Annotated in this window: 22 protein-coding genes, 2 rRNA genes, 1 pseudogene and 1 riboswitch; of the genes and pseudogenes, 18 read left to right on the forward strand and 7 right to left on the reverse strand. The window is 69.0% G+C overall.

All coding sequences use genetic code 11. From position 1 onward, the window contains the following. From ACTWQR_RS30935 to ACTWQR_RS30990, 12 genes and pseudogenes are all read left to right on the forward strand, one after another. Window positions 1-106 (forward strand): 23S ribosomal RNA (locus ACTWQR_RS30935); the annotation flags it as partial. Between the two features lie 86 nt (window positions 107-192). Continuing rightward, a 5S ribosomal RNA gene (rrf, locus tag ACTWQR_RS30940) occupies window positions 193-309 on the forward strand. Window positions 310-460: 151 nt separating this feature from the next. Continuing rightward, the gene (locus tag ACTWQR_RS30945; protein ID WP_443230504.1) at window positions 461-1,069 is read left to right on the forward strand and encodes a CDP-alcohol phosphatidyltransferase family protein; all 609 of its coding nucleotides are present in this window, start codon (window positions 461-463) and stop codon (window positions 1,067-1,069) included. Between the two features lie 117 nt (window positions 1,070-1,186). Beyond that, a complete protein-coding gene (locus ACTWQR_RS30950) occupies window positions 1,187-3,682 on the forward strand; it encodes a sugar phosphate nucleotidyltransferase (protein ID WP_443230505.1) in 2,496 nt (831 codons plus the stop codon). Between the two features lie 87 nt (window positions 3,683-3,769). Continuing rightward, entirely contained in the window at window positions 3,770-4,672 is a 903-nt protein-coding gene (locus ACTWQR_RS30955) for a DUF881 domain-containing protein (RefSeq protein WP_443230584.1), read from the forward strand. Next, a complete protein-coding gene (locus tag ACTWQR_RS30960) occupies window positions 4,669-5,001 on the forward strand; it encodes a small basic family protein (protein ID WP_003988855.1) in 333 nt (110 codons plus the stop codon). Before ACTWQR_RS30955 ends, ACTWQR_RS30960 begins: the two co-directional genes overlap by 4 nt. Window positions 5,002-5,006: 5 nt before the next feature. Continuing rightward, the gene (locus ACTWQR_RS30965; RefSeq protein ID WP_443230506.1) at window positions 5,007-5,846 is read left to right on the forward strand and encodes a DUF881 domain-containing protein; all 840 of its coding nucleotides are present in this window, start codon (window positions 5,007-5,009) and stop codon (window positions 5,844-5,846) included. 61 nt (window positions 5,847-5,907) lie between these two features. After that, complete coding sequence (locus ACTWQR_RS30970) at window positions 5,908-6,879, forward strand: FHA domain-containing protein (RefSeq protein WP_443230507.1); 972 nt, start codon at window positions 5,908-5,910, stop codon at window positions 6,877-6,879. 42 nt (window positions 6,880-6,921) lie between these two features. Beyond that, entirely contained in the window at window positions 6,922-7,656 is a 735-nt protein-coding gene (gene ftsR / locus ACTWQR_RS30975; protein ID WP_443230508.1) for a transcriptional regulator FtsR, read from the forward strand. Between the two features lie 85 nt (window positions 7,657-7,741). After that, window positions 7,742-8,215 carry a bifunctional nuclease family protein gene (locus tag ACTWQR_RS30980; RefSeq protein ID WP_006123076.1) on the forward strand — a complete coding sequence of 158 codons (474 nt, stop codon included), beginning with the start codon at window positions 7,742-7,744 and terminating at the stop codon, window positions 8,213-8,215. Window positions 8,216-8,430: 215 nt separating this feature from the next. Continuing rightward, window positions 8,431-9,063 (forward strand): MerR family transcriptional regulator, encoded by a 633-nt coding sequence (locus tag ACTWQR_RS30985; protein ID WP_443230509.1) that lies wholly within the window; start codon window positions 8,431-8,433, stop codon window positions 9,061-9,063. A gap of 100 nt (window positions 9,064-9,163) precedes the next feature. Further along, a pseudogene (locus ACTWQR_RS30990) lies at window positions 9,164-10,645 on the forward strand (DNA polymerase IV). Here ACTWQR_RS30990 and ACTWQR_RS30995 read toward each other — a convergent pair. Beyond that, complete coding sequence (locus tag ACTWQR_RS30995) at window positions 10,615-10,989, reverse strand: PRC-barrel domain-containing protein (RefSeq protein ID WP_443230510.1); 375 nt, start codon at window positions 10,987-10,989, stop codon at window positions 10,615-10,617. The pseudogene ACTWQR_RS30990 and the gene ACTWQR_RS30995 sit on opposite strands and share 31 nt — an antisense overlap. A gap of 104 nt (window positions 10,990-11,093) precedes the next feature. After that, window positions 11,094-11,189: riboswitch (glycine riboswitch) on the forward strand. Window positions 11,190-11,365: 176 nt separating this feature from the next. Here ACTWQR_RS30995 and gcvP point away from each other — a divergent pair. Further along, window positions 11,366-14,251 carry an aminomethyl-transferring glycine dehydrogenase gene (gcvP, locus tag ACTWQR_RS31000; RefSeq protein ID WP_443230511.1) on the forward strand — a complete coding sequence of 962 codons (2,886 nt, stop codon included), beginning with the start codon at window positions 11,366-11,368 and terminating at the stop codon, window positions 14,249-14,251. 99 nt (window positions 14,252-14,350) lie between these two features. On the opposite strand, the gene ACTWQR_RS31005 is transcribed toward gcvP, so the two are convergent. Both ACTWQR_RS31005 and ACTWQR_RS31010 read right to left on the reverse strand, forming a co-directional pair. After that, window positions 14,351-14,557 carry a DUF5999 family protein gene (locus tag ACTWQR_RS31005; RefSeq protein ID WP_443230512.1) on the reverse strand — a complete coding sequence of 69 codons (207 nt, stop codon included), beginning with the start codon at window positions 14,555-14,557 and terminating at the stop codon, window positions 14,351-14,353. A 386-nt stretch (window positions 14,558-14,943) separates the two neighbouring features. Next, entirely contained in the window at window positions 14,944-15,552 is a 609-nt protein-coding gene (locus ACTWQR_RS31010; protein ID WP_443230513.1) for a hypothetical protein, read from the reverse strand. Between the two features lie 491 nt (window positions 15,553-16,043). Here ACTWQR_RS31010 and ACTWQR_RS31015 point away from each other — a divergent pair, with 491 nt between their 5' ends. Next, a complete protein-coding gene (locus ACTWQR_RS31015) occupies window positions 16,044-17,564 on the forward strand; it encodes a glutamate--cysteine ligase (protein ID WP_443230514.1) in 1,521 nt (506 codons plus the stop codon). A 46-nt stretch (window positions 17,565-17,610) separates the two neighbouring features. Here the strand turns inward: ACTWQR_RS31015 and ACTWQR_RS31020 are convergent, their stop codons facing one another. Next, window positions 17,611-19,380 carry a substrate-binding and VWA domain-containing protein gene (locus tag ACTWQR_RS31020; RefSeq protein ID WP_443230515.1) on the reverse strand — a complete coding sequence of 590 codons (1,770 nt, stop codon included), beginning with the start codon at window positions 19,378-19,380 and terminating at the stop codon, window positions 17,611-17,613. Between the two features lie 189 nt (window positions 19,381-19,569). On the opposite strand from ACTWQR_RS31020, the gene ACTWQR_RS31025 reads away from it, so the two are divergent. Continuing rightward, window positions 19,570-20,370, forward strand: a complete 801-nt coding sequence (locus ACTWQR_RS31025) for a CPBP family intramembrane glutamic endopeptidase (protein WP_443230516.1) — start codon at window positions 19,570-19,572, stop codon at window positions 20,368-20,370. A gap of 93 nt (window positions 20,371-20,463) precedes the next feature. On the opposite strand, the gene ACTWQR_RS31030 is transcribed toward ACTWQR_RS31025, so the two are convergent. Beyond that, window positions 20,464-21,282, reverse strand: coding sequence for a PhzF family phenazine biosynthesis protein (locus ACTWQR_RS31030; RefSeq protein ID WP_443230517.1), 819 nt, complete (start codon window positions 21,280-21,282; stop codon window positions 20,464-20,466). A 591-nt stretch (window positions 21,283-21,873) separates the two neighbouring features. Here ACTWQR_RS31030 and ACTWQR_RS31035 point away from each other — a divergent pair. Both ACTWQR_RS31035 and ACTWQR_RS31040 read left to right on the forward strand, forming a co-directional pair. Then, window positions 21,874-22,656: a DUF899 domain-containing protein gene (locus ACTWQR_RS31035; RefSeq protein ID WP_443230518.1), complete on the forward strand. Its 783-nt coding sequence runs from the start codon at window positions 21,874-21,876 to the stop codon at window positions 22,654-22,656. Between the two features lie 828 nt (window positions 22,657-23,484). Beyond that, window positions 23,485-24,114 carry a PadR family transcriptional regulator gene (locus ACTWQR_RS31040; protein ID WP_443230519.1) on the forward strand — a complete coding sequence of 210 codons (630 nt, stop codon included), beginning with the start codon at window positions 23,485-23,487 and terminating at the stop codon, window positions 24,112-24,114. 82 nt (window positions 24,115-24,196) lie between these two features. Here the strand turns inward: ACTWQR_RS31040 and ACTWQR_RS31045 are convergent, their stop codons facing one another. Both ACTWQR_RS31045 and ACTWQR_RS31050 read right to left on the reverse strand, forming a co-directional pair. Next, window positions 24,197-24,625, reverse strand: coding sequence for a type II toxin-antitoxin system Rv0910 family toxin (locus ACTWQR_RS31045; protein WP_443230520.1), 429 nt, complete (start codon window positions 24,623-24,625; stop codon window positions 24,197-24,199). A 158-nt stretch (window positions 24,626-24,783) separates the two neighbouring features. Next, complete coding sequence (locus ACTWQR_RS31050; protein ID WP_443230585.1) at window positions 24,784-24,969, reverse strand: hypothetical protein; 186 nt, start codon at window positions 24,967-24,969, stop codon at window positions 24,784-24,786. 196 nt (window positions 24,970-25,165) lie between these two features. On the opposite strand from ACTWQR_RS31050, the gene ACTWQR_RS31055 reads away from it, so the two are divergent. Next, complete coding sequence (locus ACTWQR_RS31055; RefSeq protein ID WP_443230521.1) at window positions 25,166-25,699, forward strand: Clp protease N-terminal domain-containing protein; 534 nt, start codon at window positions 25,166-25,168, stop codon at window positions 25,697-25,699. The last annotated feature ends 175 nt before the right edge of the window (window positions 25,700-25,874 follow it).

The following is a 25,874-nucleotide window of genomic DNA, read 5'->3' on the forward strand; positions in this document are numbered from 1 at the left end:
TTTGAGGGGTTAAGGCTCCCAGTAGACGACTGGGTTGATAGGCCAGATCTGGAAGCCCGGTAACGGGTGGAGGTGACTGGTACTAATAGGCCGAGGGCTTGTCCTCAGTTGCTCGCGTCCACTGTGTTGGTTCTGAAACCACGAACAACCGTCGTAGCCATGCCACGGCTCCGGTTGACAGTTTCATAGTGTTTCGGTGGTCATAGCGTGAGGGAAACGCCCGGTAACATTCCGAACCCGGAAGCTAAGCCTTACAGCGCCGATGGTACTGCAGGGGGGACCCTGTGGGAGAGTAGGACACCGCCGAACAAATTTTAGAGCTTCGGTTCTCGGACAATAAGTCCGAGAACCGAAGCTTTTTTGTTTTCCGGGGCTCTACCGAACCCCTCCGCGCTCCGGGTAGACGCCTGAGGGTAAGGTCAAGGGGCATCGTTGGCACGTTCCCACAGGAGGCCCCCGGGTGGAGGTCCAGGAGACCCGCGTCCAGACAGACCGGGTCCTCACCATCCCGAACATCCTCAGCATGGCGCGTCTGGCAGGCGTGCCGCTGTTCCTGTGGCTGATCCTCAGGCCGGAGTTCGGTGGGCCCGAGAGCGACGGCTGGGCGCTCCTGGTGCTCATGCTGAGCGGCATCAGCGACTATTTGGACGGGAAGCTCGCCCGTCGCTGGAAGCAGATCAGCAGCCTGGGCCGACTGCTGGACCCCGCTGCCGACCGGCTCTACATTCTGTCGACTTTGGTCGGTCTCACCTGGCGCGAGATTCTGCCGCTCTGGCTGACGGCTGCCTTGCTGGCGCGAGAGTTGGTTCTGCTGGTGATGGTGGGCATCCTCAGACGGCACGGCTATCCGCCGCCGCAGGTGAACTTCCTTGGGAAGGCTGCTACGTTCAACCTGATGTACGCCTTCCCGTTGCTGCTGCTCAGTGACGGAAGTGGATGGCTCGCGTCACTCGCTGCTATTTTCGGATGGGCGTTCGCGGGATGGGGTACAACGCTCTACTGGTGGGCAGGGATCCTCTACGTGGTTCAGGTCCGCCGCCTTGTCCGCGCGGACACCATGGCCGATTGAGCTCGCCGAATGGGCGGCCGTTAGTGGCCTCTGATGGCCCGCAAGCAGAACTGTGCGGGACAATCTGACGGGTGAAGTCGGCTATACCGTCGTCTCTTCAAGGAGGACGCTTCCGACATGAAGGCCGTCGTGATGGCCGGAGGTGAAGGCACCCGCCTTCGCCCCATGACCTCAAGCATGCCCAAGCCGCTCCTACCCGTGGCCAATCGCCCGATCATGGAGCATGTGCTGCGGCTGCTCAAGCGGCATGGGCTCAACGAGACCGTTGTAACCGTTCAGTTCTTGGCCTCGCTGGTCAAGAACTACTTCGGTGACGGTGAAGAGCTCGGTATGGAGCTCACCTATGCCAATGAGGAGAAGCCACTCGGTACTGCCGGCAGCGTCAAGAACGCCGAGGAGGCGCTGAAGGACGACACCTTCCTCGTGATCTCCGGTGATGCTCTGACCGACTTCGATCTCACCGATCTGATCAATTTCCATAAGGAAAAGGGTGCACTGGTCACTGTCTGTTTGACCCGTGTCCCGAATCCGCTGGAATTCGGCATCACCATCGTGGACGAAGAGGGCAAGGTTGAGCGCTTCCTTGAGAAGCCGACCTGGGGGCAGGTCTTCTCTGACACCGTGAATACGGGTATCTACGTCATGGAGCCCGAAGTTTTCGACTATGTCGAGGCCGATGTCTCCGTCGACTGGTCCGGTGATGTCTTCCCTCAGCTGATGAAGGAGGGCAAGCCGATCTACGGCTATGTCGCCGAGGGGTACTGGGAGGACGTCGGTACGCACGAGAGCTATGTGAAGGCGCAGGCGGATGTCCTGGAGGGCAAGGTTGACGTCGAGCTCGACGGCTTCGAGATCTCGCCCGGAGTGTGGGTCGCCGAAGGCGCCGAAGTACATCCCGACGCGGTACTGCGAGGTCCGCTCTACATCGGGGACTACGCCAAGGTCGAGGCCGATGTCGAAATTCGCGAGCACACCGTGGTGGGCTCGAACGTGGTCGTGAAAACCGGGGCCTTCCTGCACAAGGCAGTGCTGCACGACAACGTGTACATCGGTCAGCACAGCAATCTGCGTGGCTGCGTCGTCGGAAAGAACACCGACATCATGCGGGCCGCGCGCATCGAGGACGGCGCCGTCATCGGGGACGAGTGTCTCGTCGGCGAAGAATCGATCGTGCAGGGCAACGTCCGGGTCTATCCGTTCAAGACCATTGAAGCCGGCGCCTTCGTCAACACGTCGGTCATCTGGGAGTCCCGGGGCCAGGCACATCTCTTCGGCGCCCGCGGCGTGTCCGGGATCCTCAACGTGGAGATCACGCCCGAACTCGCCGTGCGGCTGGCGGGGGCGTATGCGACGACACTCAAGAAGGGGTCGACCGTCACGACGGCCCGCGACCACTCGAGAGGTGCTCGCGCACTCAAGCGGGCGGTCATCTCCGCGCTGCAGGCCAGCGCCATCGACGTACGGGACCTGGAGAACGTACCGCTCCCGGTGGCCCGGCAGCAGACCGGGCGGGGCAGCGCCGGCGGGATCATGATCCGGACGACGCCCGGGGTTCCGGATTCCGTCGACATCATGTTCTTCGACGGACGCGGGGCGGATCTGTCGCAGGGGAGTCAGCGGAAGCTGGACCGGGTGTTCGCGCGGCAGGAGTACCGGCGTGCGTTCCCGGGGGAGATCGGGGATCTGCATTTCCCGGCCAGTGTCTTTGATTCGTACACCGGCTCCCTGCTACGGAATGTCGACACCACCGGGGTTGCCGAGTCTGGGCTGAAGGTGGTCGTGGATGCCTCGAACGGGAGCGCCGGACTGGTACTGCCCAGTCTCTTGGGCAAGCTCGGTGTCGATTCGCTGACCATCAATCCCGGTCTCGACGAGTCGCGGCCCACGGAGACGGCGGACGCTCGTAGGTCGGGGATGGTGCGGCTCGGGGAGATCGTGGCGTCCGCGCGGGCAGCGTTCGGGGTGCGGTTCGACCCGGTGGGCGAGCGGCTGTCGCTCGTCGACGAGAAGGGGCGGATCATCGAGGACGACCGGGCGCTGCTCGTCATGCTGGATCTGGTGGCGGCGGAACGGCGTAGCGGGCGGGTGGCGTTGCCGGTGACCACGACGAGGATCGCCGAGCAGGTGGCGGCCTACCACGGGACACAGGTCGACTGGACGACGACGTCGCCGGACGATCTGACGCGCGTGGGGCGCGAGGAGTCGACGATCTTCGGTGGCGACGGTCGCGGTGGTTTCATCGTGCCGGAGTTCAGCAGTGTCTTCGACGGGGCGGCGGCCTTCGTACGGCTCATCGGTCTTGTGGCGCGGACGCAGCTCACACTCAGCCAGATCGATGCGCGGATTCCGCGGGCGCACGTCCTCAAGCGCGATCTCGCGACTCCCTGGGCGGTCAAGGGACTCGTGATGCGGCGCGTCGTCGAAGCGGCCGGTGACCGGTTCGTGGACACGACCGACGGCGTACGCGTGGTGGAGACTGACGGGCGTTGGGTGATGGTGTTGCCGGATCCCGCGGAGGCGGTCACGCATCTGTGGGCCGAAGGGCCCGATGACGCGTCCGCCCAGGCGTTGCTCGACGAGTGGTCCTCAATCGTGGACAGCGCCGGCCGCTGAGCTACGCGCGCGTGCCGGACGGCGCCCAAAGGGCCCGTTCGGCACGCCGGTGGGGCCATTCGGAGGTACTGGTTGCGACGTGCGACGATGTGCGGCATGCCGCAGCAGCCCCCCGTTCGGAGCACTCCTACGCGCCCCCCGCGCCCGGACGCCTCCATGTCGCTGCTCACCAACGTCATGGACCACAGCCTCGACGAGGGGTATGCCGAGGCGGCTGCCCGTAAGAATGCCGAAGGCGCCGGCGGTATGCCGAAGCCGTTGCGGGCGAAACTGGGACTGGCGGCCGGCCTGGTGCTCGCGGCCCTCGTGGTGACCGTGGGAGCGGCGCAGGCGCGGATAGCGGCTCCGGTCGTCGCCAAGGAGCGCGAGGAACTCATCGACCGTATCGACCGCGAGACGTCGGCGGCTGGCAAGCTCGAGGACAGCATCGACAAGCTCCGCGACGACGTGGGCGCGCGGCAGCGCGAGGCGCTGAAGAAGCACGGCGGTGACCAGGGTGAGCTGGTGGGCATCCTGTCGGGGGCGGTCGAAGTGCACGGCCCCGGTGTGAAGCTCGTCGTGAACGATGCCAAGGAAGCCGACCAGAGCGGTGACGGAGACGCACGCGAGACATCGGGCTTCTCCGACACCGGACGCGTTCGCGACCGCGACATGCAACGCGTGGTCAACGGACTGTGGGAGTCGGGCGCCGAGGCCGTCGCGATCAACGGACAGCGGCTGACGGCATTGTCCGCGATCCGGGCCGCGGGTGACGCGATACTGGTCGACAACAAGCCGCTGGTGCCGCCGTACACGGTGCTGGCGGTGGGGGACGGCCAGCGGCTGGGCACCAAGTTCCAGAGCAGTGGTGACGGACAGTATCTCAATGCTCTGAAGGAGAACTTCGGAATCCGGACCAGCATTTCCGTCGAGGACGACGTCAGGCTGCCCGCCGCACCGAGCGTGATCGTACGAACAGCAGAACCGAGCACAGAGAAAGGCACATCGTGATCGCCGTACTGGGCCTCGTCGTGGGAGTCGTGGCTGGATTGTTGGTCCGGCCCGAGGTTCCGGCGGTGGTCGAGCCGTATCTCCCGATCGCCGTCGTGGCGGCGCTCGACGCCGTGTTCGGAGGTCTGCGCGCGATGCTCGACGGCATCTTCGACGACAAGGTCTTCGTGGTGTCGTTCCTGTCCAACGTTGTCGTAGCCGCGCTGATCGTCTTCCTGGGCGACAAGTTGGGCGTGGGTGCCCAGCTGTCCACCGGTGTTGTGGTCGTCCTCGGTATCCGTATCTTCTCCAACGCCGCGGCGATCCGTCGGCACGTCTTCCGGGCGTGAGGCGGATGAGCGGCAAGGACGAGACCCCCGAGAACCCGCTGCGCAAGGAACTGCCCGAAGAAGTGCCGGCTGCCGCCTCCCCGGAGAAGCCGGATACCGAGTCTGAGCCGATCGGGCCGACTCTCACCGGCCGTCAGCGGCTGGTGAAGGGCCTGTGGCCGCCACGAGTGTCGCGGGCGCAACTCATCGTCGCCCTCCTGCTGTTCGGCCTCGGCTTCGGTCTCGCTGTCCAGGTGGCGTCCAACAGCGACAGTGACGGCGCCCTCCGCGGCGCGCGCCAGGAAGATCTCGTACGCATCCTCGATGAACTGGATGACCGTACGCAGCGTCTGGAGGAGGAGAAGCAGGGTCTCGAAGATCAGCGCACCGAGCTGGAGAACAGCTCGGACCAGGCTGAGGAGGCCCGCAAGCAGACGGTCGAGAAGGAGAAGCAACTCGGCATCCTTGCGGGCACCGTGGCGGCGCAGGGACCCGGCATCACGGTGACCATCGACGACACGAAGGGGACGGTCAAGGCCGACATGCTGCTCGACGCGATCCAGGAGCTGCGCGCCGCCGGCGCCGAAGCGATCCAGGTCAATGGTGTACGGGTTGTCGCCGACACCTATCTGACGGACGTGAGCGGCGGAGTCGGCGTCGACGGGAACAAGATCAGCGCCCCCTATCGTTTCAAGGTCATCGGCAAGCCTCAGGACCTCGAACCGGCCCTCAACATCCCCGGCGGGGTGGTGCAGACTCTGGAGAAGGAGCAGGCCACTGTCACGGTGGAGCGTTCGGACAAGATCGTCGTGGACGCCTTGCGACCGGCGAAGCGGCCTGACTACGCTCGGTCGTCCTCCCAGTGAGCCGGGGGCGCTTGGAGGCTGCTCCGCGAGGGCATGAGGTTGCGGGGGGTCGACGCACCGAATGGGTGGTGCGTGGTGGAAACTGTCTGGTGGACACGGACGTTGTGATGATGTCCGGCTCGACCGGTGTGTGTTGTCAGGGTTCGTCCTGCCCCACGGGCGGGTCTGTTTCGGTCAAGGGGAATCGCCCGTGAAGTTGTTTGCGAAGTTGTTCGGCAGGAGCACGCGAGAGGGTAGCGACAACGCCACTGCCCGGCATCGTGCTCCGCGCCATGGAGACGCCGAGGAGCAGGGGGATCGCCCGCTGTTCCGCGATCAGGTGGATGGTCCGGGCGGTGACATTTCCGGTGGTCAGGGCGCGCCGTCTGTTGACCCTGCCCAGTCCGGCCGCATAGGTTTCGGGGAACCGTCAGCCTCAAGTACGGGTGGAGGGTTTGCCTCCGACCCGTACGCGTCCAATGCCCCCGCGGGGCAGCCGCGGCAGGAGGATCCGTCCATGTCGGCCCTGGTGTGTACGAGGTGCGGGAACCGCAACGCGGAGGCGAGCCGCTTCTGCTCCAACTGCGGTGCGCCGCTGCGGGCCGGGGCGGTCCCGGAGCGTCCTTCGGAGACCACCTCGACGATCTCCATTTCGGGCATCGAGGCCTACGACGCCGAGGTCACCGGGCAGACGCAGATGCCGATGCTCTCGCCCGAGGCGCAGGCCGCCATCGACGCACTGCCGCTCGGCTCCGCGCTGCTGGTGGTGCGCCGCGGTCCCAACTCGGGCAGCCGCTTCCTGCTGGACGGTGAGCTGACCACCGCCGGTCGTCACCCGCAGAGCGACATCTTCCTCGACGACGTGACCGTGTCGCGCCGCCACGTGGAGTTCCGTCGCGCCCCTGACGGCTCGTTCACGGTGGCGGACGTCGGCAGCCTCAACGGCACGTATGTCAATCGGGAGCGGATCGACTCGGTCGCGCTGTCGAACGGCGACGAGGTGCAGATTGGCAAGTACCGGCTGGTCTTCTACGCGAGCCAGCGGGGCATCTGACCCTCCCCCAGACTCCGTCCGGGGGGACCCCCAGGAAGGTCCATGCTTCGAACACCGAGCGGCGGTGCCGGACACGGTACCGCCGCCGCGGACAACGGGCTGATGAGCATCGGCACGGTGCTGAACGTGCTGCGCGACGAGTTCCCCGAGGTCACCATCTCCAAGATCCGTTTCCTGGAGTCGGAGGGGCTCATCGAGCCGCAGCGGACCCCGTCGGGGTACCGGAAGTTCAGCACGGACGACGTCGAGCGTCTCGGCCACGTACTGAGGATGCAGCGGGACCACTATCTGCCTCTGAAGGTCATTCGCGAGCACCTGGACGCCATGGAGCGCGGTGAGGCGGTGCAGCTGCCGCCCCTGGGGCGCCAGCGTGACGGCGTGGTCCTCGGCGAGCCGGAGGGGCCGACGGCGGCCCGGATCGGCCGGGTCGAGCTGATGGCCGCCGCCGAGATCGGCGAGCAGGAACTCAAGGAGTGGGAGTCGTACGGGCTCATCACACCGTTGCCGGACGGGGGCTACGACGCCGAGGCGGTGACCGTGGCCGGGCTTGTCGTGGAACTCGGCCGGTTCGGTATCGAGCCGCGGCATCTGCGTGCCGTGAAGGCTGCCGCCGACCGCGAGGCCGGACTCGTCGACCAGGTCGTTGCCCCGCTCCGGCGTCACCGGAATCCGCAGACCAGGGCGCACGCGGAGGCGCAGACCAAGGAACTGGCGGGGCTTGCGGTGAAGCTGCACGCCGCGCTGGTGCAGGCGGCGCTAGGGGTGCGGCTGCCGTGACCCCGGGGTCCTGCGGGGCCTGGGATCGGCCGCCCATTCCGTGCCCGACTACCCAAAGGTGCCGAGCACGGCCTAGGGTTGCTGTGTGAACGAGCTCGACGTCGTAGGTGTCCGGGTCGAAATGCCCTCCAACCAACCGATCGTGCTCCTGCGTGAAGTGGGAGGCGACCGTTACCTCCCCATCTGGATCGGGCCGGGGGAGGCGACGGCGATCGCCTTCGCACAGCAGGGCATGGCTCCCGCGCGACCGCTGACCCACGACCTGTTCAAGGACGTGCTGGAGGCCGTCGGCCAGGAGCTGACCGAAGTGCGCATCACGGACTTGCGGGAGGGCGTCTTCTACGCGGAGTTGGTGTTTGCCAGCGGGGTCGAAGTCAGCGCCCGGCCGTCCGACGCCATAGCGCTCGCGCTGCGCACCGGTACGCCGATCTATGGCAGTGACGGGGTCCTTGACGACGCAGGCATCGCGATCCCGGACGAGCAGGAGGACGAGGTGGAGAAATTCCGCGAGTTCCTCGATCAGATCTCGCCCGAGGACTTCGGGACGAACAGCCAGTGAGCTTCTGGTGCCAACGTGCAGTGACTCTCCGGGCCCGTCGGACGACGGGCCGTGCGGCGGCCGTCCCCAGAGCATTCGGCTAGCCTTTCCCCGCGGTGGGACACGGGAAACCACTCTTAGGGTGATTATCACTCGGCGTGCCGAGTGTGGCGGTCGTTGACGCACCCCTGGTGGCTGCCTACCGTCGAGAAGGCAGGTCAAGGACGGAGGTCGGCGTGAGAAGCAGCGGCGACGGTACGGCTGGGGGTGCCCCGGGACGCAGTCTGGGGGAGAGCGGCCCGTACCCGCTTCACGGCAGCGCGGCCGATCACACACAGCGGCCGACGGCGGTACCGGGCGAGGGCGGGGTGGTGTCCGAGGAGGTCGGTTATCGCGGGCCCACGGCCTGCGCGGCGGCGGGCATCACCTACCGGCAGCTGGACTACTGGGCCAGAACGGGGCTGGTCGAGCCGAGCGTGCGGCCCGCCTACGGGTCGGGGACGCAGCGGCTCTACAGCTTCCGGGACGTCGTCGTCCTGAAGATCGTCAAGCGGTTCCTCGACACGGGTCTCTCGCTGCAGAACATCCGCACCACGGTCCAGCATCTCCGCGAGCGCGGGTTCCGCGATCTGGAGCGGATGACGCTGATGAGCGACGGGGCGACGGTCTATGAGTGTTCCTCGCCCGACGAGGTCCACGCGCTCCTCCAGGGGGGTCAGGGCATCTTCGGGATCGCCGTGGGCGTCGTGTGGCGGGACGTGGAGGGTGCGCTCTCGCAGTTGCACGGGGAGCGGGTCGACACGGGCGAGACCCTGGTCGGCCACAATCCGACGGACGAGCTGGCGCGGCGCCGCAATCGCGCGGTCTGAGGCGGCCGCGGCGTCCGGAGGCAGTCCGCAGCCCGAGGTCCGACAGGTGATGCCCCGGTGTACCGGGGCATTGTCAGTGGCGTAGGGCAGCATCGGACATGTGAGAGCCGCGCCCACGATCCTGCATCTCGACATGGATGCCTTCTTCGCCTCGGCGGAGCAGGCAGCCAAGCCGAGCCTGCGCGGGAAGGCGGTCATCGTGGGCGGCCTCGGACCGCGGGGAGTCGTCGCCACCTGCTCGTACGAGGCGCGGGTCTTCGGGGTGCATTCGGCGATGCCCATGGCCCAGGCACGCCGGCTGGCGCCGAACGCCGCGTATCTCGTGCCCCGATTCGGGCTCTACCGGGAGATCAGCGAGCAGGTGATGAAGCTGCTGCGGGACCTGTCGCCGCTGGTGGAGCCGCTGAGCCTGGACGAGGCGTTCGTGGACCTGGAGGCCGGGCAGGCGGCCTGGGACGAGGAGTCGGCACGGCTGGCCGGGGCTAGGCTGCGCGCCGACATCCGGACGGTGACGGGGCTGACCGGGTCGGTGGGACTCGCCGCCTCCAAAATGCTCGCGAAGATCGCCTCCGAGCAGGCCAAGCCGGACGGACTCGTACTGATAGAGCCGGGGACCGAACGGGCACTGCTCGCTCCCATGTCGGTGCGCATACTGCCGGGCGTGGGGCCCGCCACCGGGGACCATCTGCGGCGGGCCGGGATCGCCACGGTCGGGGAGATCGCCGAGGCGGGCGAGGACGAGCTCGTGAGGCTGCTGGGGAAGTCCCACGGGGTCGGGCTGTACGCCATGGCGCTGGCGCACGACGAGCGGCCTGTGGTGGCCGAGCGGGACACCAAGTCGGTGTCCGTCGAGGACACGTACGACGTGGACATCCACGACCGGGTGCGGGTGCGGATGGAGGTGCAGCGGCTCGCCGACCGGTGTGTGCGGCGGCTGCGGGGCGCCAGGCTGTCGGGGCGGACCATCGTCCTGAAGGTACGGCGGTACGACTTCTCGACGCTGACCCGGTCCGAGACGCTGAGGGGCCCCACGGACGACCCGGCGGTAGTGCGGGAGGCGGCCGGGCGGCTTCTGGAGTCCGTGGACACCACGGGCGGCGTACGGCTGCTGGGGGTCGGTGTCTCGGGGCTTGCCGACTACACGCAGGAGGATCTCTTCGCCCAGGCGCAGGCCGCCGCCGAGGAGCTGGAGCACTCGGTCGAGGAGGAGACGGAGCAGCCGGCCGAGGAGCCCGAGGCGCCCGCCGAGCGTCGGTGGAGTGCGGGGCACGATGTACGGCACGGTGAGTTCGGGCATGGATGGGTGCAGGGGAGTGGGCTGGGGCGGGTCACTGTGCGGTTCGAGACGCCCGACTCCGGGCCGGGCCGGGTGCGTACTTTTCGGACGGACGATCCGGAGCTGGAGCCGGCGGAGCCGCTGCCGCTGGTGGCGCGAAGACCTGGGGGCGCGGGGGAGCAGCTGCCGGGACGGGGTGTGTCCGACGCCGAGCCCGAGACGGCGTAGCCCGCAGCCGAGGCGATTCGGGCCGTGCGGGGCGTTTGTGGCGCTCCTTACGGGACGTCGTCCTTGCCTGCCAGGTGACCGAAGTCGTGGTCCGGGAGCGGGGGAGGGGGCGCCACGTCGAGGCCGTAGTGGTGGTAGAGCTGGATTTCCTGCTCGGGAGAGAGGTGGCGGCCGACTCCGAAGTCGGGGGCGTCCTTGATCAGGGCGCGGTCGAAGGGGATCCGCAGGGCGCCGTCGACGAATTCGCTGGGCTCCAGGGGTACGAAGGCGTCTCTGCTGAACAGGCCGGTGCGTATGGCCGCCCACTCCGGCGCTCCGGTCGCATCGTCGAGATAGACCTCGTCGACGGTGCCGATCTTGGAGCCGTTGCGGTCGAACGCCCTGCGGCCTATCAGGTTGCGCGGATCGATGTCGCTCTGCACGGGCCCTCCTGCTGCTCGCAACTCATCCCTAGGCACTACGAAAGAGCACTTTGAGGTGGGCGGCCACTCGGGGGAACCCCGCTGGTACCCTGGGCAACGGCTGCTGACCCCGTGCGGGAGAGTCCTCCAGGCTTCATCGGAGGCGCCGAAGGAGCAAATCCTCCCCGGAATCTCTCAGGCCCACGTACCGCACGGACGAGGTCACTCTGGAAAGCAGAGCGGGTGCCGACGGCTTCCGCTCTCACCGACGGTGAAAGCCGGTGCGCCTTCGTGGCGGACCGGTGAAACTCTCAGGTTGAGATGACAGAGGGGGAGGCCGTCGGGGTACCCGCGCCGTGGTGCCCCTCGAAGGTCGTCAGACCAGGAGGCCTCCTCAATGACCGCCCATCGCATTCCGCTCTCCGAGCTCGAACAGGGGATCCCCTTCGAGCAGCGCCACATCGGGCCCGACACCGAGGCCCGGGCCAAGATGCTCGCGCAGGTGGGATACGGCTCGTTGGACGAGCTGACGGCCGCCGCGGTCCCGGATGTGATCAAGAACGCCGACGCGCTCGAACTGCCGGGCGCGCGCACCGAGGCCGAGGTGCTGGCCGAGCTGCGTTCCCTGGCGGACCGCAACCAGGTGCTGGATTCCATGATCGGGCTCGGGTACTACGGGACGTTCACGCCGCCCGTCATCCTGCGCAACGTCATGGAGAACCCGGCCTGGTACACCGCGTACACGCCCTACCAGCCGGAGATCTCGCAGGGTCGGCTCGAAGCGCTGCTCAACTTCCAGACCGTGGTCGCCGAACTCACCGGACTGCCGACTTCCGGGGCGTCGCTGCTCGACGAGGGCACCGCGGCCGCCGAGGCCGTGGCGTTGTCGCGGCGCATGGGCAAGAACAAGAAGGGCCTGTTCCTGGTCGACGCGGACGCCCTGCCGCAGACCATCGCCGTGATCGAGACCCGTGCCGAGCCGACCGGCGTCGAGGTCGTCGTCGCCGACCTGAGCGACGGCATTCCCGCCGAGCTGGCCGAGCGTGAGATCAACGGCGTGCTCGTTCAGTACCCGGGTGCTTCCGGTGCCGTACGGGACATCAAGCCCGTCGTCGACCAGGCGCACGGACTGGGCGCCGTCGTCACCGTCGCCGCCGATCTGCTCGCCCTGACGCTGCTCACCTCGCCGGGTGAGCTGGGCGCCGACATCGCGGTCGGTACGACGCAGCGCTTCGGGGTGCCGATGGGCTTCGGCGGACCGCACGCGGGATACATGGCCGTGCGTGAGAAGTTCGCGCGGAGTCTGCCCGGCCGGCTCGTCGGCGTGTCGGTCGACGCGGACGGCAACAGGGCGTACCGGCTCGCCCTGCAGACGCGGGAGCAGCACATCCGCCGGGAGAAGGCGACCAGCAACATCTGTACGGCCCAGGTGCTGCTCGCCGTGATGGCCGGGATGTACGCCGTGTACCACGGGCCCCAGGGCCTCAGGTCCATCGCGCGGCGGACCCACCGTTACGCCACGATCCTCGCCGCGGGACTGAAGGCGGGCGGAGTCGAGGTCGTCCACGAGGCGTACTTCGACACGCTCACCGTGCGGGCGCCCGGGAAGGCCGCCGAGACCCTCGCGGCCGCGCGCGAGGGCGGGGTCAACCTGCACCTCGTCGACGCCGACCACCTGTCGCTCGCCTGCGACGAGACCACCACGCGGGCCCAACTGGGCGCCGTCTGGACCGCGTTCGGCGTGGAGGGCGACATCGAGGCGCTGGACGCGACGGCGGAGGACACGCTGCCCGCCGCGCTGCTGCGCACCGACGAGTACCTCACTCACCCGGTTTTCCACCAGTACCGTTCCGAGACGGCGATGCTGCGCTACCTGCGCCGGCTCGCCGACCGTGACTACGCGCTCGACCGCGGCATGATCCCGCTGGGCTCCTGCACCATGAAGCTCAACGGGACCACCGAGATGGAGCCGGTCACCTGGCCCGAGTTCGGGCAGCTGCACCCCTTCGCGCCGGCCGAGCAGGCGCAGGGCTACCTCACGCTGATCCGTGAGCTTGAGGAGCAGCTCGCCGAGGTCACGGGCTACGACAAGGTGTCGCTGCAGCCCAACGCCGGTTCGCAGGGCGAGCTGGCCGGTCTGCTGGCAGTACGCGGCTACCACCGCGCCAACGGCGACGACCAGCGCACCATCTGCCTCATCCCCTCCTCGGCGCACGGTACGAACGCGGCGAGCGCCGTGATGGCCGGGATGAAGGTCGTCGTCGTGAAGACCGCGGACGACGGTGAGGTCGACGTCGAGGATCTGCGCGCCAAGATCGAGCAGTACCGCGACGAGCTGTCGGTGCTGATGATCACGTACCCCTCGACGCACGGTGTGTTCGAGGAGCACGTCGCCGACATCTGCGCGCAGGTCCATGACGCGGGCGGCCAGGTGTACGTGGACGGTGCCAACCTCAACGCGCTGGTGGGGCTGGCCAAGCCGGGCCACTTCGGCGGTGACGTCTCGCACCTCAACCTGCACAAGACGTTCTGCATCCCGCACGGCGGCGGCGGTCCCGGCGTCGGTCCGGTCGGTGTGCGCGCGCACCTCGCTCCGTACCTGCCGAACCATCCGCTGCAGCCCGCCGCGGGGCCGGAGACGGGCGTGGGCCCGATCTCGGCGGCTCCGTGGGGCTCGGCGGGGATTCTGCCCATCTCGTGGGCGTACGTCCGTCTCATGGGCGGTGAGGGCCTCAAGCGGGCCACGCAGGTCGCCGTGCTCAGCGCCAACTACATCGCCAAGCGGCTCGAGCCGCACTATCCGGTGCTCTACACCGGTCCCGGCGGGCTCGTGGCGCACGAGTGCATCATCGATCTGCGGCCGCTGACCAAGGCGACCGGTGTGAGTGTCGACGACGTCGCCAAGCGGCTGATCGACTACGGGTTCCACGCGCCGACGATGTCGTTCCCGGTGGCCGGCACGCTGATGATCGAGCCGACGGAGAGCGAGGACCTGATCGAGATCGACCGGTTCTGCGAGGCGATGATCGCCATTCGCGCGGAGATCGAGCAGGTCGGCTCGGGCGAGTGGGCGGCGGACGACAACCCGCTGCGGAACGCTCCGCACACGGCTGCCGCGCTCGGTGGTGAGTGGGAGCACGCGTACAGCCGTGAGGAGGCCGTGTTCCCGGCGGGAGTCTCGGCCGCGGACAAGTACTGGCCGCCGGTGCGGCGGATCGACCAGGCGTACGGCGACCGGAACCTGGTCTGCTCCTGCCCGCCGCTGGACGCTTACGAGGAGTAGTCGCCCCCGGACATGCGTCAGGGCCGGCCCGGGAGTGCTTCCCGGGTCGGCCCTCGTTTCTGCGGGCGGCCTGCCTGTCGCCCGTGGTGCGCTGTGCGCTCAGGCGGCCGTCATCACCTGGTCGAGGACCCGCGGTCGGTGCGGGGCGATGATCTGGCCGTCCGGCAGAAGCTCACCGGTGTCCTCGAAGAGGAGGACGCCGTTGCACAGCAGGCTCCATCCCTGCTCCGGGTGGTGCGCCACGAGGAGCGCTGCTTCCCGGTCGGCGGAGTCGGCTGTCGGGCACGGTGGCTGGTGCTGGCACATGGATGGGATCTTTCGCTTCGGTGTGAGGTCGGTGATCGATGTCGTGTCTGTCCCGCGGCTCGAAGTGGTGCTCATGGCCGCCCCCCGTTTGTCTGATGGTCCGGAACCCAGTGTTGCCCTACGGGCGCCGATCCGCAGGGATTTCGCGGCAGCGCTCCTCACAGGTTCATGACGCATCACCCGGGCGGACGGTTCATTCCAACTGGGCTGTCCCTTCGGGTGGTTCGCGGTGGTCGGATGGGGCTAGTCCGGACGGGCCGGGCGTGCGCTGTGTCCCGGTGATGTCACTCGGTGCAGCGGCGTGCCCCGCGGCCCGGATGGGGGCGCGGGGCACGGAAGCCGGGGTGCGCTCAGGCGGGTGAGCCGAGCACGGAGCCGGGAGGCGCTCAGGCGGGTGAGCCGAGCAGCGGGGCGGGCGTGGGCGCGGATGTGGGCGCCGGCGTGAGGCGTTGGGTCAGAACGGGGAGCAGATCGGCCACGCGGTGCGGCCGGTGCGCGGCGATGCCGGGCGGCGCGGGCGCCAGCGGCACCAGGAGGTCGGTGGCGGCGGGGTGGCCCTCGGCGCCGTCGGCCTCGTAGTCGCCGTGCAGCCAGAGCGTGAGCATGTAGAGCTCGGGCACGGAGAGCAGACGGGGCTGGTAGGCCTGCGTCATCGTCTCCGCCTGGCGCAGGGCGCGCTCGGTGGCGGTGACGTAGGGGCCCTCGAAGAAGTGCGAGAAGGCCCAGCCGTCGGGGGTCAGCCTGGTCTCGGCGGCCGCCACGGCACGCTCGCCGCAGCGGATGAGGAAGCGCCACCCGGCGAGGCGGGTGGCCGAGGCGCCGTCCGGGGTGATCCGGTCGAGCACGTGGACGGGCAGCGGGAGCTCGGGCGTGGCGGGTCCCTGGGCGGCGCGCAGGGACGGGGTGCGCGCCTCGCGGACGGCGGTGGGAGAACCGAGTGCCGTGAGGACGGTGCGCAGGGCGGGCGCTGGAGCCGGGGGGACATGAAGCGGCATGGTGGGTCGCCTCTCATTCGACAGGCACAGGTGACGCGAGGGCGGGGGCGGACGACGCTGTCAGCTCTCGGGGTCAGAGGGGCGGGTGCGATGACCACGAGCGCCAACTCTCTGCCTCGTTCGCGGAGTTTATACGACACGTGTTCTGACGATGTTTCGTCTAGCCGGTCCGCTTATTAAGCGCAAGAGACAATTGGGTCGCTGTTACGAGCGTTTGGTCCTGGTTCTCCGCGGGTACTCGCCGATGACCTCGGAATACGCAGCCGAAGTGGACGGCCGGTTCTCGTCGGCGTTTTTCACGACAGTGCCGATCGTTGAAACTGCACACTGCCCCATGCCCCGTGAATGTGCCCGGAGGCAGTTGCGTTCAGCGTAGCGCCCGGTCGGCCTGTCCAGGGCGTTATCGATCACATTGCCTGGGCATCATCCCTCGTGACCCGGGACACCAGCGGCCGGTTCGTCGGGCTGCCCAGTCGAGGAGGGACACTTCGATGGGGGAGAAGGTCGAGGCGGTGCCGTTCGCGCTGTCCGATCGCCAGCGCTACCGCGCAAAGCTCCAGCAGTGTCTCGCGGGACTGGCGCGGTTGTTGGCGGAGAAGCGGTTCGACCGTCCCAAGAATCTCATGGGCCTGGAGATCGAGCTGAATCTCGCGGGCCCTGACGGTATGCCGAGAATGATGAATGCTGAAGTACTCGAACGTATAGCGAGCCGTGATTTCCAAACAGAACTCGCCATGTTCAATCTGGAAGTCAACATTGCTCCACACCGGCTCGGCGGCCGGGTATTCGATCGACTCGCCGAGGAGATACGCACCTCGCTCGCATACGCCCACCGGAAAGCGAACGAGGTCGATGCCGGAATCGTGATGATCGGCATTCTGCCGACACTCGCTCGGGACGACCTGGTCTCCGCGAACCTTTCCGACGTGGACCGCTACACACTGCTCAACGACCAGATCGTGGCCGCCCGCGGCGAGGACTTCGCGCTGGACATCGACGGCGTGGAACGGCTCAGCTGCACCTCGGCGTCCATCGCGCCCGAAGCGGCCTGCACCTCCGTGCAGTTGCATCTCCAGGTCACCCCGGGACGGTTCGCCGACGTGTGGAACGCGGCGCAGGCGGTGGCCGCCGCACAGGTCGCGGTCGGCGCCAACTCCCCGTTCCTGTTCGGCCGTGAGCTGTGGCGCGAGTCGCGGCCCCCGCTGTTCCTGCAGTCCACCGACACCCGCCCGCCCGAGCTCCAGGCGCAGGGAGTCCGTCCGCGCACCTGGTTCGGGGAACGGTGGATCTCGTCGGCGTACGACCTCTTCGAGGAGAACCTGCGCTACTTTCCGCCGCTGCTGCCCATCTGCGACGAGGAGGACCCGCACGGCGTCCTCGACGAGGGCGGCACACCCCGGCTCGCCGAACTCGTGCTCCACAACGGCACCATCTACCGCTGGAACCGCCCGGTGTACGGCATCGACGACGGCGTCCCGCATCTGCGCGTCGAGAACCGTGTGCTGCCCGCCGGCCCCACCGTCACCGACGTCATCGCCAACACCGCCTTCTACTACGGCCTCGTACGCGCCCTGGCCGAGGAGACCCGGCCCGTATGGACCCGGCTGCCCTTCGAGGCCGCGGCCGCCAACTTCGAGCACGCCTGCCGGTACGGCATCGAGGCACGCCTGGAGTGGCCACGGCGCGGCAGGTACGGCGGGACCACGCGGCTGCCCGCCGTGCAGCTCGTGCGGGACGAGCTGCTGCCGCTCGCGGCTGCCGGCCTGGACGCGTGGGGCGTCGAACCTGCCGACCGGGACCTCTACCTCGGCGTGATCGAGGAGCGGTGCAGGCGGCGGGCCAACGGGGCCACCTGGCAGTCCAGGACGTTCCACCGGGCGCTGGAGAGCGGCATGGGGCGGGAGGCCGCACTGGCCGCCACGACCAAGCGGTACTGCGAGCTGATGCACCTCGGCGATCCGGTCCACACCTGGCCGGTCGGATTACCGGAGCCCGCGATTCCGATGGGCTGATCGACTGGGCTGACCGGGTGGCCTGATCGGCTCCGGGCCGGGCTGATCAGTTCTGGCTGCCCGCCCCCACGATGGCCTTGAGGATCACCGAGTGGATCTGGGACGGGTCGGTGACCTGGTGGCCCGAGCCGCCGGTCGCCTCCGCGATCTCGTCGAGCTCGTCCCTGTCTGCCTCCGGGCCCACGGCGATCGCGATCAGCGGCACCGGGCGCTCCGGGTCGGTGAGCTTCCGGAGCTCGGCGATGAGGCCGGCGCGCGAGATGCTCCCCGGGTCCTGATTCACGCCGTCGGTCAGCAGCACCACCGCGTTGAACTTGTCCGGCACGTACGAGGCCGCGGCCGCCTTGTACGCCGCCAGCGTGGTGTCGTACAGGCCGGTCGGGCCGTCCGGGACAGGCTTCAGGCCGCTGAAGGCCGCCGACAGCCGGTCCCACTGGGTGCCGTCGCCCGCACGGTCGCCGAGCCGCTCGGTCGGTACGAGGACGCGGTAGTCGCGCTTGCCGTCGAGCTTGGTGGAGAACTCCCAGAGCCCGATCTCGTCCTCAGGGGTGAAGGTGGCCAGGGCCTGCAGCAGCGATGCCTTGGTCACGTCCATACGGGACTGGTCCGTGCCCGGCACCGGCTTCGACATGGACGCGGAGGCGTCGACGACCGTGGTGAGCCGGGCGCTCTGCACCGTGATCGTCCACAGGCCGAGGGCCTCCTCGATCTCCTTGTCCGTGGGCGGTTCGGCCAGCAACTCTCCGTACGGCTGCGGGCTGCGGCCGCCCGCCTGCGTGATCAGTTCCTTCGAGGTGTCGTCCTCCGTGCGGAAACCGTGCTTCGCCAGGATCTTCCGTCCGCCGGGCTCGCCGAGCAGAGTCATGAACCGCAGCGCGGCCCGGCTCTCGTCCGTGGTCAGCGCGGGCTCGTCGACCAGGGCGAACGGGTAGTCGAGCCGTGGTGACCCGTCCTTGGGATAGAAGAGGTCGAGGTCGTCGCCGCTGTCCGCCGACGTGTTGTACGCGAACGCCGCCTGCTCGGAGAGGATCAGCGCCTGGTTGCGCTTCGGGTTGCCCTGCTCGGTGCCGGAGAGGTCGCGCGGCAAAGTGTCCAGGACCTGGCTGTCGCTCTCGGAGATGCGCTGCGAGAGCGCCTTCGCCATGGCCGCCGCCACGGTGTCGCCGTCCGTGGACCTGCTCGCGGCCTGGGTCAGCCGAGTCAGGGCGAGCAGACCGGACGCACTGCGCGACGGGTCGCCCGCGCCGAGCTTCAGGCGGTCACTCGTCGTCGTAGCCCCCGCCAACTCGCTCCAGGTATACGTCTTGTCGGGCCACCCGAGGGATTTCGCAGCCGTCGGGATCATGGCGACGCCGACCGGGGTGAAGGCGACATTCCCCGTCGGTGTCACTCGAGTCGACCTGTCGTCCGCCAGGATCCGGTCCAGCCACACCTCCGAGTCCGGGACCCAGACATCGAAGTCGGTGGCGCTCTCATCCCGCGAGCGCAAGGCGTCCGTGACCTTGTACGCCTCCCGCGCGGTCACCCGGATGTCCAGGCAGCTGCCGTCGGAGGTCACGTCGTTGTCGCGGGCGTAGTCGGCCGCGTCCTTGAGTGCCGGCACGATGCCAGGAGCCGCGGCGATCCTGAGGCGTACCGCGCTGTCCCGGCAGGACGAGCCGAAGGAGAGCGGGCCGCCGTCCAGCGCGACCGCCGTGCCTGCGGCGACGACTGCGAGCGCGAGGATCGTCCCGATCGCCACGCCGCGGCGCCGCGCGCGCCGCCGGGGGCCGGTGACGCCCGTCCGGAACCCGTCAGGCAAGCTGTGACGTCCCATGGCGGTGGTATCCCTCCCCGGTCGGGCCTGGAGCCGTGAAGTGGCCGACTGATATGGCGTGGGGGGAGGTACGGCCGATACGGCGTCCGTCCCCTCGACAGCCTGTCGCGGGCGATCTTCGCAACTTCTTTCGAGACCCTAGCGGGGCGAAGATGGGGATGAGACGGGATTACTCAACTGGAGGCACGAGTGCAGGCGGAGACGGGGCCGGTGGCCGATTCTTTTCCCGATGAGCGGCCGGCACGGCGAATTTTCCGCGATGAAACGCTACTCGTGCTGGGGGTTTCGCTTGGGGCGAGCGGAGTCTCCGCACTGATCAGCTTTGTCGGGTCTGTCACCAAACCGGGAGGTCTGAAGGACCAGGCGGCCACGCTCAACGCCTCGGCCGCCCCCGGCCGCCCGTGGCTCGACCTGGCATGGCAGCTGTTCGGCATCGCGTCGGCGCTGGTGCCGGTGGCCCTTGTCGCGCACTTCCTGCTGCGCGAAGGGAAGGGGTTGCGCACGCTCGGGTTCGACCGCACCCGCCCGTGGCCGGATCTGGCTCGGGGCGCCGGGATCGCCGCGGTGATCGGCAGTTCGGGCATCGCCTTCTACCTGGCGGCACGCGGACTCGGCTTCAACCTCACCGTGGTCCCCGAGGCACTGCCCGAAGTCTGGTGGAAGTACCCGGTGCTGATCCTCTCCGCGATCCAGAACTCGGTCCTGGAGGAGGTCATCGTCGTCGGGTATCTGCTGCGCCGCCTCGACCAGTTGGGCTGGACGCCGGTCACCGCCTTGGTGGCCAGCTCCGTGCTGCGCGGCTCGTACCACCTCTACCAGGGCATCGGCGGGTTCATCGGCAACATGGTGATGGGCGTGGTCTTCGTCTACCTGTACCGCCGCTGGGGCCGCGTCGGACCACTGGTGGTCGCCCACTCGCTCCTCGACATCGGGGCGTTCGTCGGATACGCGCTGCTGGCGGGCAAGGTCGGGTGGCTGCCCACGGCGTGAGCCGGTGGGGAGGGGTGAGCTCAGGGGGCACGCGAAGGGCTTGCGAATGGCAGAAGGGGGCGTCGGCATTCTCGTACGCCCCCTTCGTGCTGTTTACGCGAGCAGCTCGCCCTCGATGACGGTGACCGCGCGGCCGGTGAGCAGCGTCCTGTCGCCGCGTAGCCCGGTGCGGACGCGGCCCGAGCGGGACGAGGCCTGAAGGCCGGTGAGGTCGGTGCGGCCGAGGCGCTCGGACCAGAAGGGGGCGAGGGCTGTGTGGGCGCTGCCGGTCACCGGGTCCTCGTCGATGCCGACGTTCGGGAAGAAGCACCGTGACACGAAGTCGTAGTCCTGGGCGGGGTCTTCGGCGAGGGCCGTGGCGATGATGCCGCGCTCGGAGTGGCGGGCGAGGGAGTTGAGGTCGGGGCTCAGACCCCGGACGGTCTTCTCGTCGGAGAGTTCCACCAGCAGGTCGCCGACGTTCGGGCCGGTGTCGTGGGTGGTGAGCGGCTCGGCGCCCAGGGCCTCGGCGAGGCCCGGCGGGACCTCGACCGGGGTGAGCGGGGCGGTCGGGAAGTCCAGCGTGACGGAGCCGTCGTCGTGTGCGGTGGCGATGAGCACGCCGCTTCTGGTCGCGAACCGTACGGGGCCGTCGGCGACTCCCGTGGTGGCCAGCACGTGCGCGGTCGCGAGTGTCGCGTGGCCGCACATCGCGACCTCGGCGGCGGGCGTGAACCAGCGCAGCGCCCAGTCGGCCCCACCGCCCTCCGGGAGGGGGTGGGCGAACGCGGTCTCGGAGTGGTTGACCTCCAGGGCCACGTGCCGCATCCAGGCGTCGTCCGGGAAGGACTGGGAAGCGTCGAGGATGAGGACCCCGGCCGGGTTGCCGGCGAAGGGGCGGCCGGTGAAGGCGTCCACGATTCGAATCCGCATGAGGGCAACGCTAGGGGCGAGGAAAGGCACAGGCCAAGGCCAATTCGGGGTGGGTGGACTGGTGGTGCGCGTCCCGGTGGTCCGTGGTTCCTGTTGGGTCGGCGGGGTTGGGTCGGGGAGGTGCGGTCGTCGTGACCGTGGTGGCGGGCCGGGTGGGTTTCGGGGCGCGGCTCCGGTCGTGACCGGGAGGGCGCGTCGGGCGGTGCACGGACGGGGCACGGACGGTGTCTCCATTCGCGGGGCTGTGATCGCCGCGCGGGTCGCGAGGGTGTCGGCTCTCGCCGTTCCTTCGTGTTTCGGCTGGTCACGGCCCTGAGGGTCCTCGCTGTCTCAGCGGAGATTCCGTGAATCTCAGCGAAGGCGAACGGGCGCCCGTCAGTCTCACCGAAGGCTGAGCCCCTGCCGGCTTCGGGCTGGGGTGCGGTGGAAGCTCTGTCGCGCGCGTACGGCGACGAGGCGTTGGAGCGTTTGAGCTGGAGGCCCGAGGCTGCTCCCTGTCGCGATGAGTTCCGGCCGGGGCGCGAGTCTGTTCTGGTGAGCGTTGGAGGAAGCCGTACGACGCTGCCCGGCACGAGACACCACGGAGGACACATGACGACCACGCCGAGTGACCCGACCACGGCACTGCCCGGCCGTCCGCCCGTCGTTGACCTGGCCACCTGGCAGGCCGCCCGTGACAAGCTGCTGGTCCGCGAGAAGGCGCACACCCGTGAGGGCGACGCGATCGCCGCGGCCCGGCGGCGCCTGCCCATGGTGGAACTCGACGGGACGGTCGAGGTCGTCGGACCCGACGGCCCGGTCGCGTTCCTGGACCTGTTCCAGGGGCGCGACGAGCTCGTGGTCTACAAGCACATGTGGTACGACGGCGCGCCGCACCAGGGGCAGTGCGAGGGCTGCACCACCACGGCCTGGCACCTTAAGGACGCGGTCTACCTCAACGCCCGCGGCGTCTCGTTCGCCATCCTGACCACCGGCCGTTGGGACGAGGTGGCCTCCTACGTCGAGTTCATGGGTTACACCCAGCCCTGGTACTCGGTTCGCGACGTGGCCGCGCCGGTCGGCGGGAGCATGGGTTACATCACCTGCTTCCTGCGCGACGGCGACCGCGTGTTCCTCACCTACTCCACGACGGGCCGTGGCAACGAGCGGGTCAACGGGTCCCTCGGCCTGCTCGACATGACGCCTTACGGCCGCGGCGAGGCGTGGGAGGACAACCCCGAGGGCTGGCCCGAGGGGCGCAACCCGTGCTGGTCCTGGCGCGCGGACGCGGACGGGAACTCCACCTGGGGCCCGACGAGCCGCCCCGTGCCGCAGTGGACCCGCCCCGGCGCGACCCCCGTGGAGACCCTCGGCCGGCACGGCCACCACCACTGACGCACCCTTGTCGACGGCGTCGGCAAGGGTGCTGGGTGCCGGGCGGAACCTTCGGACGATGCGAACGGCCCTTCGTGCGCTCGATCGGTGGGTGGTTCGCCCGGGAGGTGAAGGGCTCCTGGTAGGAGGGGGCTGTCCTGGCTTGCCGGTCCTACCAGGAGTCCGGGTCCGCGTGTCGTCCACGGGCCAGTCCTTGTCCTCCAAGTGCCAGTATTTGTCATGCCCCGCTCATGACTGCGGTGGTGATCGTCCGTCGCGACGGCACTCCTGCCGGCGTTCAGCGGTCCGTAGGGGGTGTCCCGCAGGCGCTGGTCCGCCGCCTCCCGCACCGAGGCGACCACCCGGGCGGGCATCGTCACGCCGGTCGTCAGCGCGCGCCGCTCGCGCAGCAATCCCACCGCCGCGTCGAACAGCGCCTTCCGGCCCTCCCGGTCGTCCAGGCCCGCGCCGCCACCCATGCGCGCAACTCGCTTCCGCCTCGCACCCTCCGTGTACTTCAGAGTTCACGCAGGTCCCGCACGTGTTTGAACCGGGTCTTCCACCGCTGTCCGCCGTACGTCTTTGGCGCCGAGGAGTCGGCGAGTCAGCGAGTCGGCGAGTCGGCGAGTCGGCCCAGGTCAAAGCACTCTCAGGCGTGCGATGGGCTCAGGGGGGTTTAGGGGCCGGTTTCGTTCCGAGGTTCCTCGGCCCCCTCATCGGGTTGCCGCAACGCCGTACCCCGCCGAGCGGCGCGAGCGTCCGAGCCCTCGGCCGAGGCTTGTCAGGCGAGCTGTTCCGATATATCGTTGAAGCATCGCGACAGATCAACGACTGAATGGAGTGATTGCGATGCGTTCCCATGGAGAGGAATTCGGACCGGGCTTCGGCCCCGGTCCTGGACGTGGACACGGCGGGCCCGGCCGGGGCGGCTTCGAGGGGCGGCGTGCCGCCTTCGGTCCCTTCGGACCCGGTTTCGGTGGTCCCGGCTTCGGTCCGGGCCCCTGGGGCGGGCGCGGAGGCCGGGGCGGACCGCGGGGCAGGGCGCGGCGCGGTGACGTACGCGCGTCGATCCTGGCCCTGCTCAAGGACCGGCCCATGCACGGATACGAGATGATCCAGGAGATCGCCGAGCGCAGTGGCGGGGCGTGGAAGCCCAGCCCCGGCTCGGTGTACCCCACGCTTCAGCTGCTGGAGGACGAAGGCCTGATCAGCAGCGCGACCGAGGGCGGCAAGAAGCTGTTCTCGCTCACCGAGGCGGGCCGTGCCGCGGCCGACGAGGGTCCCGACGCGCCCTGGGAGGACGCCGGGCGCGGGGTCGACTGGGAGGCGCTGAGCGACATCCGCCAGGCCGGCTTCGGTCTGATGGAGGCGTTCGGGCAGGTCTGGAAGACCGGCAGCAAGGAACAGCGCGAGAAGGCGCTGTCCGTCATCAACGAAGCCCGCAAGAAGCTGTATCTGATCCTCGCCGACGAGGACTGATGGCCCGCAAGTAGGGGGGTACTTCGATCTCGAAGTACCCCCCTGAGTGTGTGTTGGCGTCGAAGCCCCGGATGGTGCCGTCCTAGGCCACCATCCCGCCCAGTTTGCGCAGGGACTCGTTGAGGGCCGCCGTCGCCGAGTCCTTCAACTTGCCCGCCATCAGTGAGACGGCGGCGCCCGTGAACTCGCCGTCGATGCGGACCGTCGTGGCCTCGCCGTCAGGGGTCAGTGTGTAGCGCGTGGCGACGGTCACGGCCATCGGGCCCTTGCCGCGGATCGCGAGCGTACGGGCGGTCTCCAGCTCCTCGATGGTCCACTCGACCTCGGCGGGGAAGCCCATGAGCTTCATGTTCTCCTCGAAGGTGCCGCCCACTTCGAGGGTTTCGGGGCCGCCTTTCGGGAAGCTGGTGTGGGTGGAGTTCCACTCGCCGTACGACGAGAAGTCCGTGAGCTGCGCCCAGATCTTCTCGGCGGGCGCCTCGATCCGTGCTTCCGCGCTGACTTCGGCCATGCGACCACCCCTTCGTCTCGGGCGCTGCGCCGAGCGCAGCTACGGTGTCGCGGAACGTAGCCGCAGGCCCTGGAACATTCAATACTGATGAACCGTCAGAAAGTGTGGAGGCGGCCTCGGCGTCGGGGCCTCCGCGGTGCGCCAGTGGGAGGCAGGGGTCAGACCTGGCGTATCACCGCCGCGTCGAACAGGTCCCACGCGCGCGGGAAGGGCCCCTCGTCGTGGCAGTGCCACGCTTCCCAGAACAGGTCGGCCGGCAGCGCGTCCTCGGGTGCGTAGACCCGGTACACGTACTGCCTGCCGTCGATCGCCGGCAGAGCCACCAGCCAGCACCCGCTCTCCATGCTCCTGTGGACGGGCGCCGGAGCGATGCGGTTGCGCGTGAGGCGCGGGGCAAGGCGGCGCGCGCCGCCGAGGGAGAACGCCGCGATGTCCTCCGTAAGGAGGAGGGACCGGGTGTGGATGCCCACCCTGTGTTGGAGGCGGAAATGCTTCCGTGCGGGGATGACCGAACGCGGAGTGGCTGATGAGGTAGGGGATGTGCGACCCCGTATCCCCCACCAGCAGGCCGCCGAGCGCGGCCCGGTCCCCGTGGACATCGAGGCCCGGCTCGACGCGGAGCTGGCGTCGGTGGTCACCGGTGCGCGCAGGCGGGCGTTGCGAGACGGGGACCGGCAGATCGACACGGCCCACCTGCTGCACACGCTTCTGGAGTCCGACCCCGAGGTGCGCGCCGTCTTCGACAGCGCCCCGCAGGTCGCACGGCTGCTCGGCTATCTCGTCCAGCGCAGCATCGGCTACGGGCTGCGCTGGCAGAGCTCTGTCGAGGACTCCGGTGCCGTGCCGACCGTGATCGAGGGCGGGTGGTCGCCGGTCGCGGCTCGCGCCATGGAGGCCGCGTGCGAGTGGGCCGTACGGCGGGGCGACGAGCTCGCGGGCGGAGTCGACCTGTTCGCGGCGATCGTGACCGATCCCGAGTCGCGGGCGGTGGAGGTGCTGGGGCGCGCCGGAGTGGATGTGCCGGCGTTGCTGGCGCGGATCGGGACCGCGGCGGGGCGGGGCATAGAGGCCTGAGGCCGGGTGGGGCACAGAGCCGGAGGCTGGGTGGGGCACACAGCCTGAGGCCGGGTGGGCGACGGGGCAGTGGGTGCGCGCCGGGGGTGGCGGTCCACGGAGTCTGTCCGGCGGGCGAACTCCGGCCCCCCGGTGAGCAGCGGCGAGGGCGAGCCTTGACCTGCGCCCGAGTCGG

The sequence above is a fragment of the Streptomyces sp. 2A115 genome (genome assembly GCF_052245575.1).
GTDB lineage: Bacteria > Actinomycetota > Actinomycetes > Streptomycetales > Streptomycetaceae > Streptomyces.

Bases quoted from the DNA above. Each gene is read 5' to 3' on its own strand.
- ACTWQR_RS30950 (WP_443230505.1), top strand. From the start codon at position 1,187: ATGAAGGCCGTCGTGATGGCCGGAGGTGAAGGCACCCGCCTTCGCCCC.
- ACTWQR_RS30955 (WP_443230584.1), top strand. From the start codon at position 3,770: ATGTGCGGCATGCCGCAGCAGCCCCCCGTTCGGAGCACTCCTACGCGC.
- ACTWQR_RS30965 (WP_443230506.1), top strand. From the start codon at position 5,007: ATGAGCGGCAAGGACGAGACCCCCGAGAACCCGCTGCGCAAGGAACTG.
- ACTWQR_RS30970 (WP_443230507.1), top strand. From the start codon at position 5,908: ATGGGTGGTGCGTGGTGGAAACTGTCTGGTGGACACGGACGTTGTGAT.
- ftsR (WP_443230508.1), top strand. From the start codon at position 6,922: ATGCTTCGAACACCGAGCGGCGGTGCCGGACACGGTACCGCCGCCGCG.
- gcvP (WP_443230511.1), top strand. From the start codon at position 11,366: ATGACCGCCCATCGCATTCCGCTCTCCGAGCTCGAACAGGGGATCCCC.
- ACTWQR_RS31005 (WP_443230512.1), bottom strand. From the start codon at position 14,557: ATGTGCCAGCACCAGCCACCGTGCCCGACAGCCGACTCCGCCGACCGG.
- ACTWQR_RS31010 (WP_443230513.1), bottom strand. From the start codon at position 15,552: ATGCCGCTTCATGTCCCCCCGGCTCCAGCGCCCGCCCTGCGCACCGTC.
- ACTWQR_RS31015 (WP_443230514.1), top strand. From the start codon at position 16,044: ATGGGGGAGAAGGTCGAGGCGGTGCCGTTCGCGCTGTCCGATCGCCAG.
- ACTWQR_RS31020 (WP_443230515.1), bottom strand. From the start codon at position 19,380: ATGGGACGTCACAGCTTGCCTGACGGGTTCCGGACGGGCGTCACCGGC.
- ACTWQR_RS31030 (WP_443230517.1), bottom strand. From the start codon at position 21,282: ATGCGGATTCGAATCGTGGACGCCTTCACCGGCCGCCCCTTCGCCGGC.
- ACTWQR_RS31035 (WP_443230518.1), top strand. From the start codon at position 21,874: ATGACGACCACGCCGAGTGACCCGACCACGGCACTGCCCGGCCGTCCG.
- ACTWQR_RS31040 (WP_443230519.1), top strand. From the start codon at position 23,485: ATGCGTTCCCATGGAGAGGAATTCGGACCGGGCTTCGGCCCCGGTCCT.
- ACTWQR_RS31045 (WP_443230520.1), bottom strand. From the start codon at position 24,625: ATGGCCGAAGTCAGCGCGGAAGCACGGATCGAGGCGCCCGCCGAGAAG.
- ACTWQR_RS31050 (WP_443230585.1), bottom strand. From the start codon at position 24,969: ATGGAGAGCGGGTGCTGGCTGGTGGCTCTGCCGGCGATCGACGGCAGG.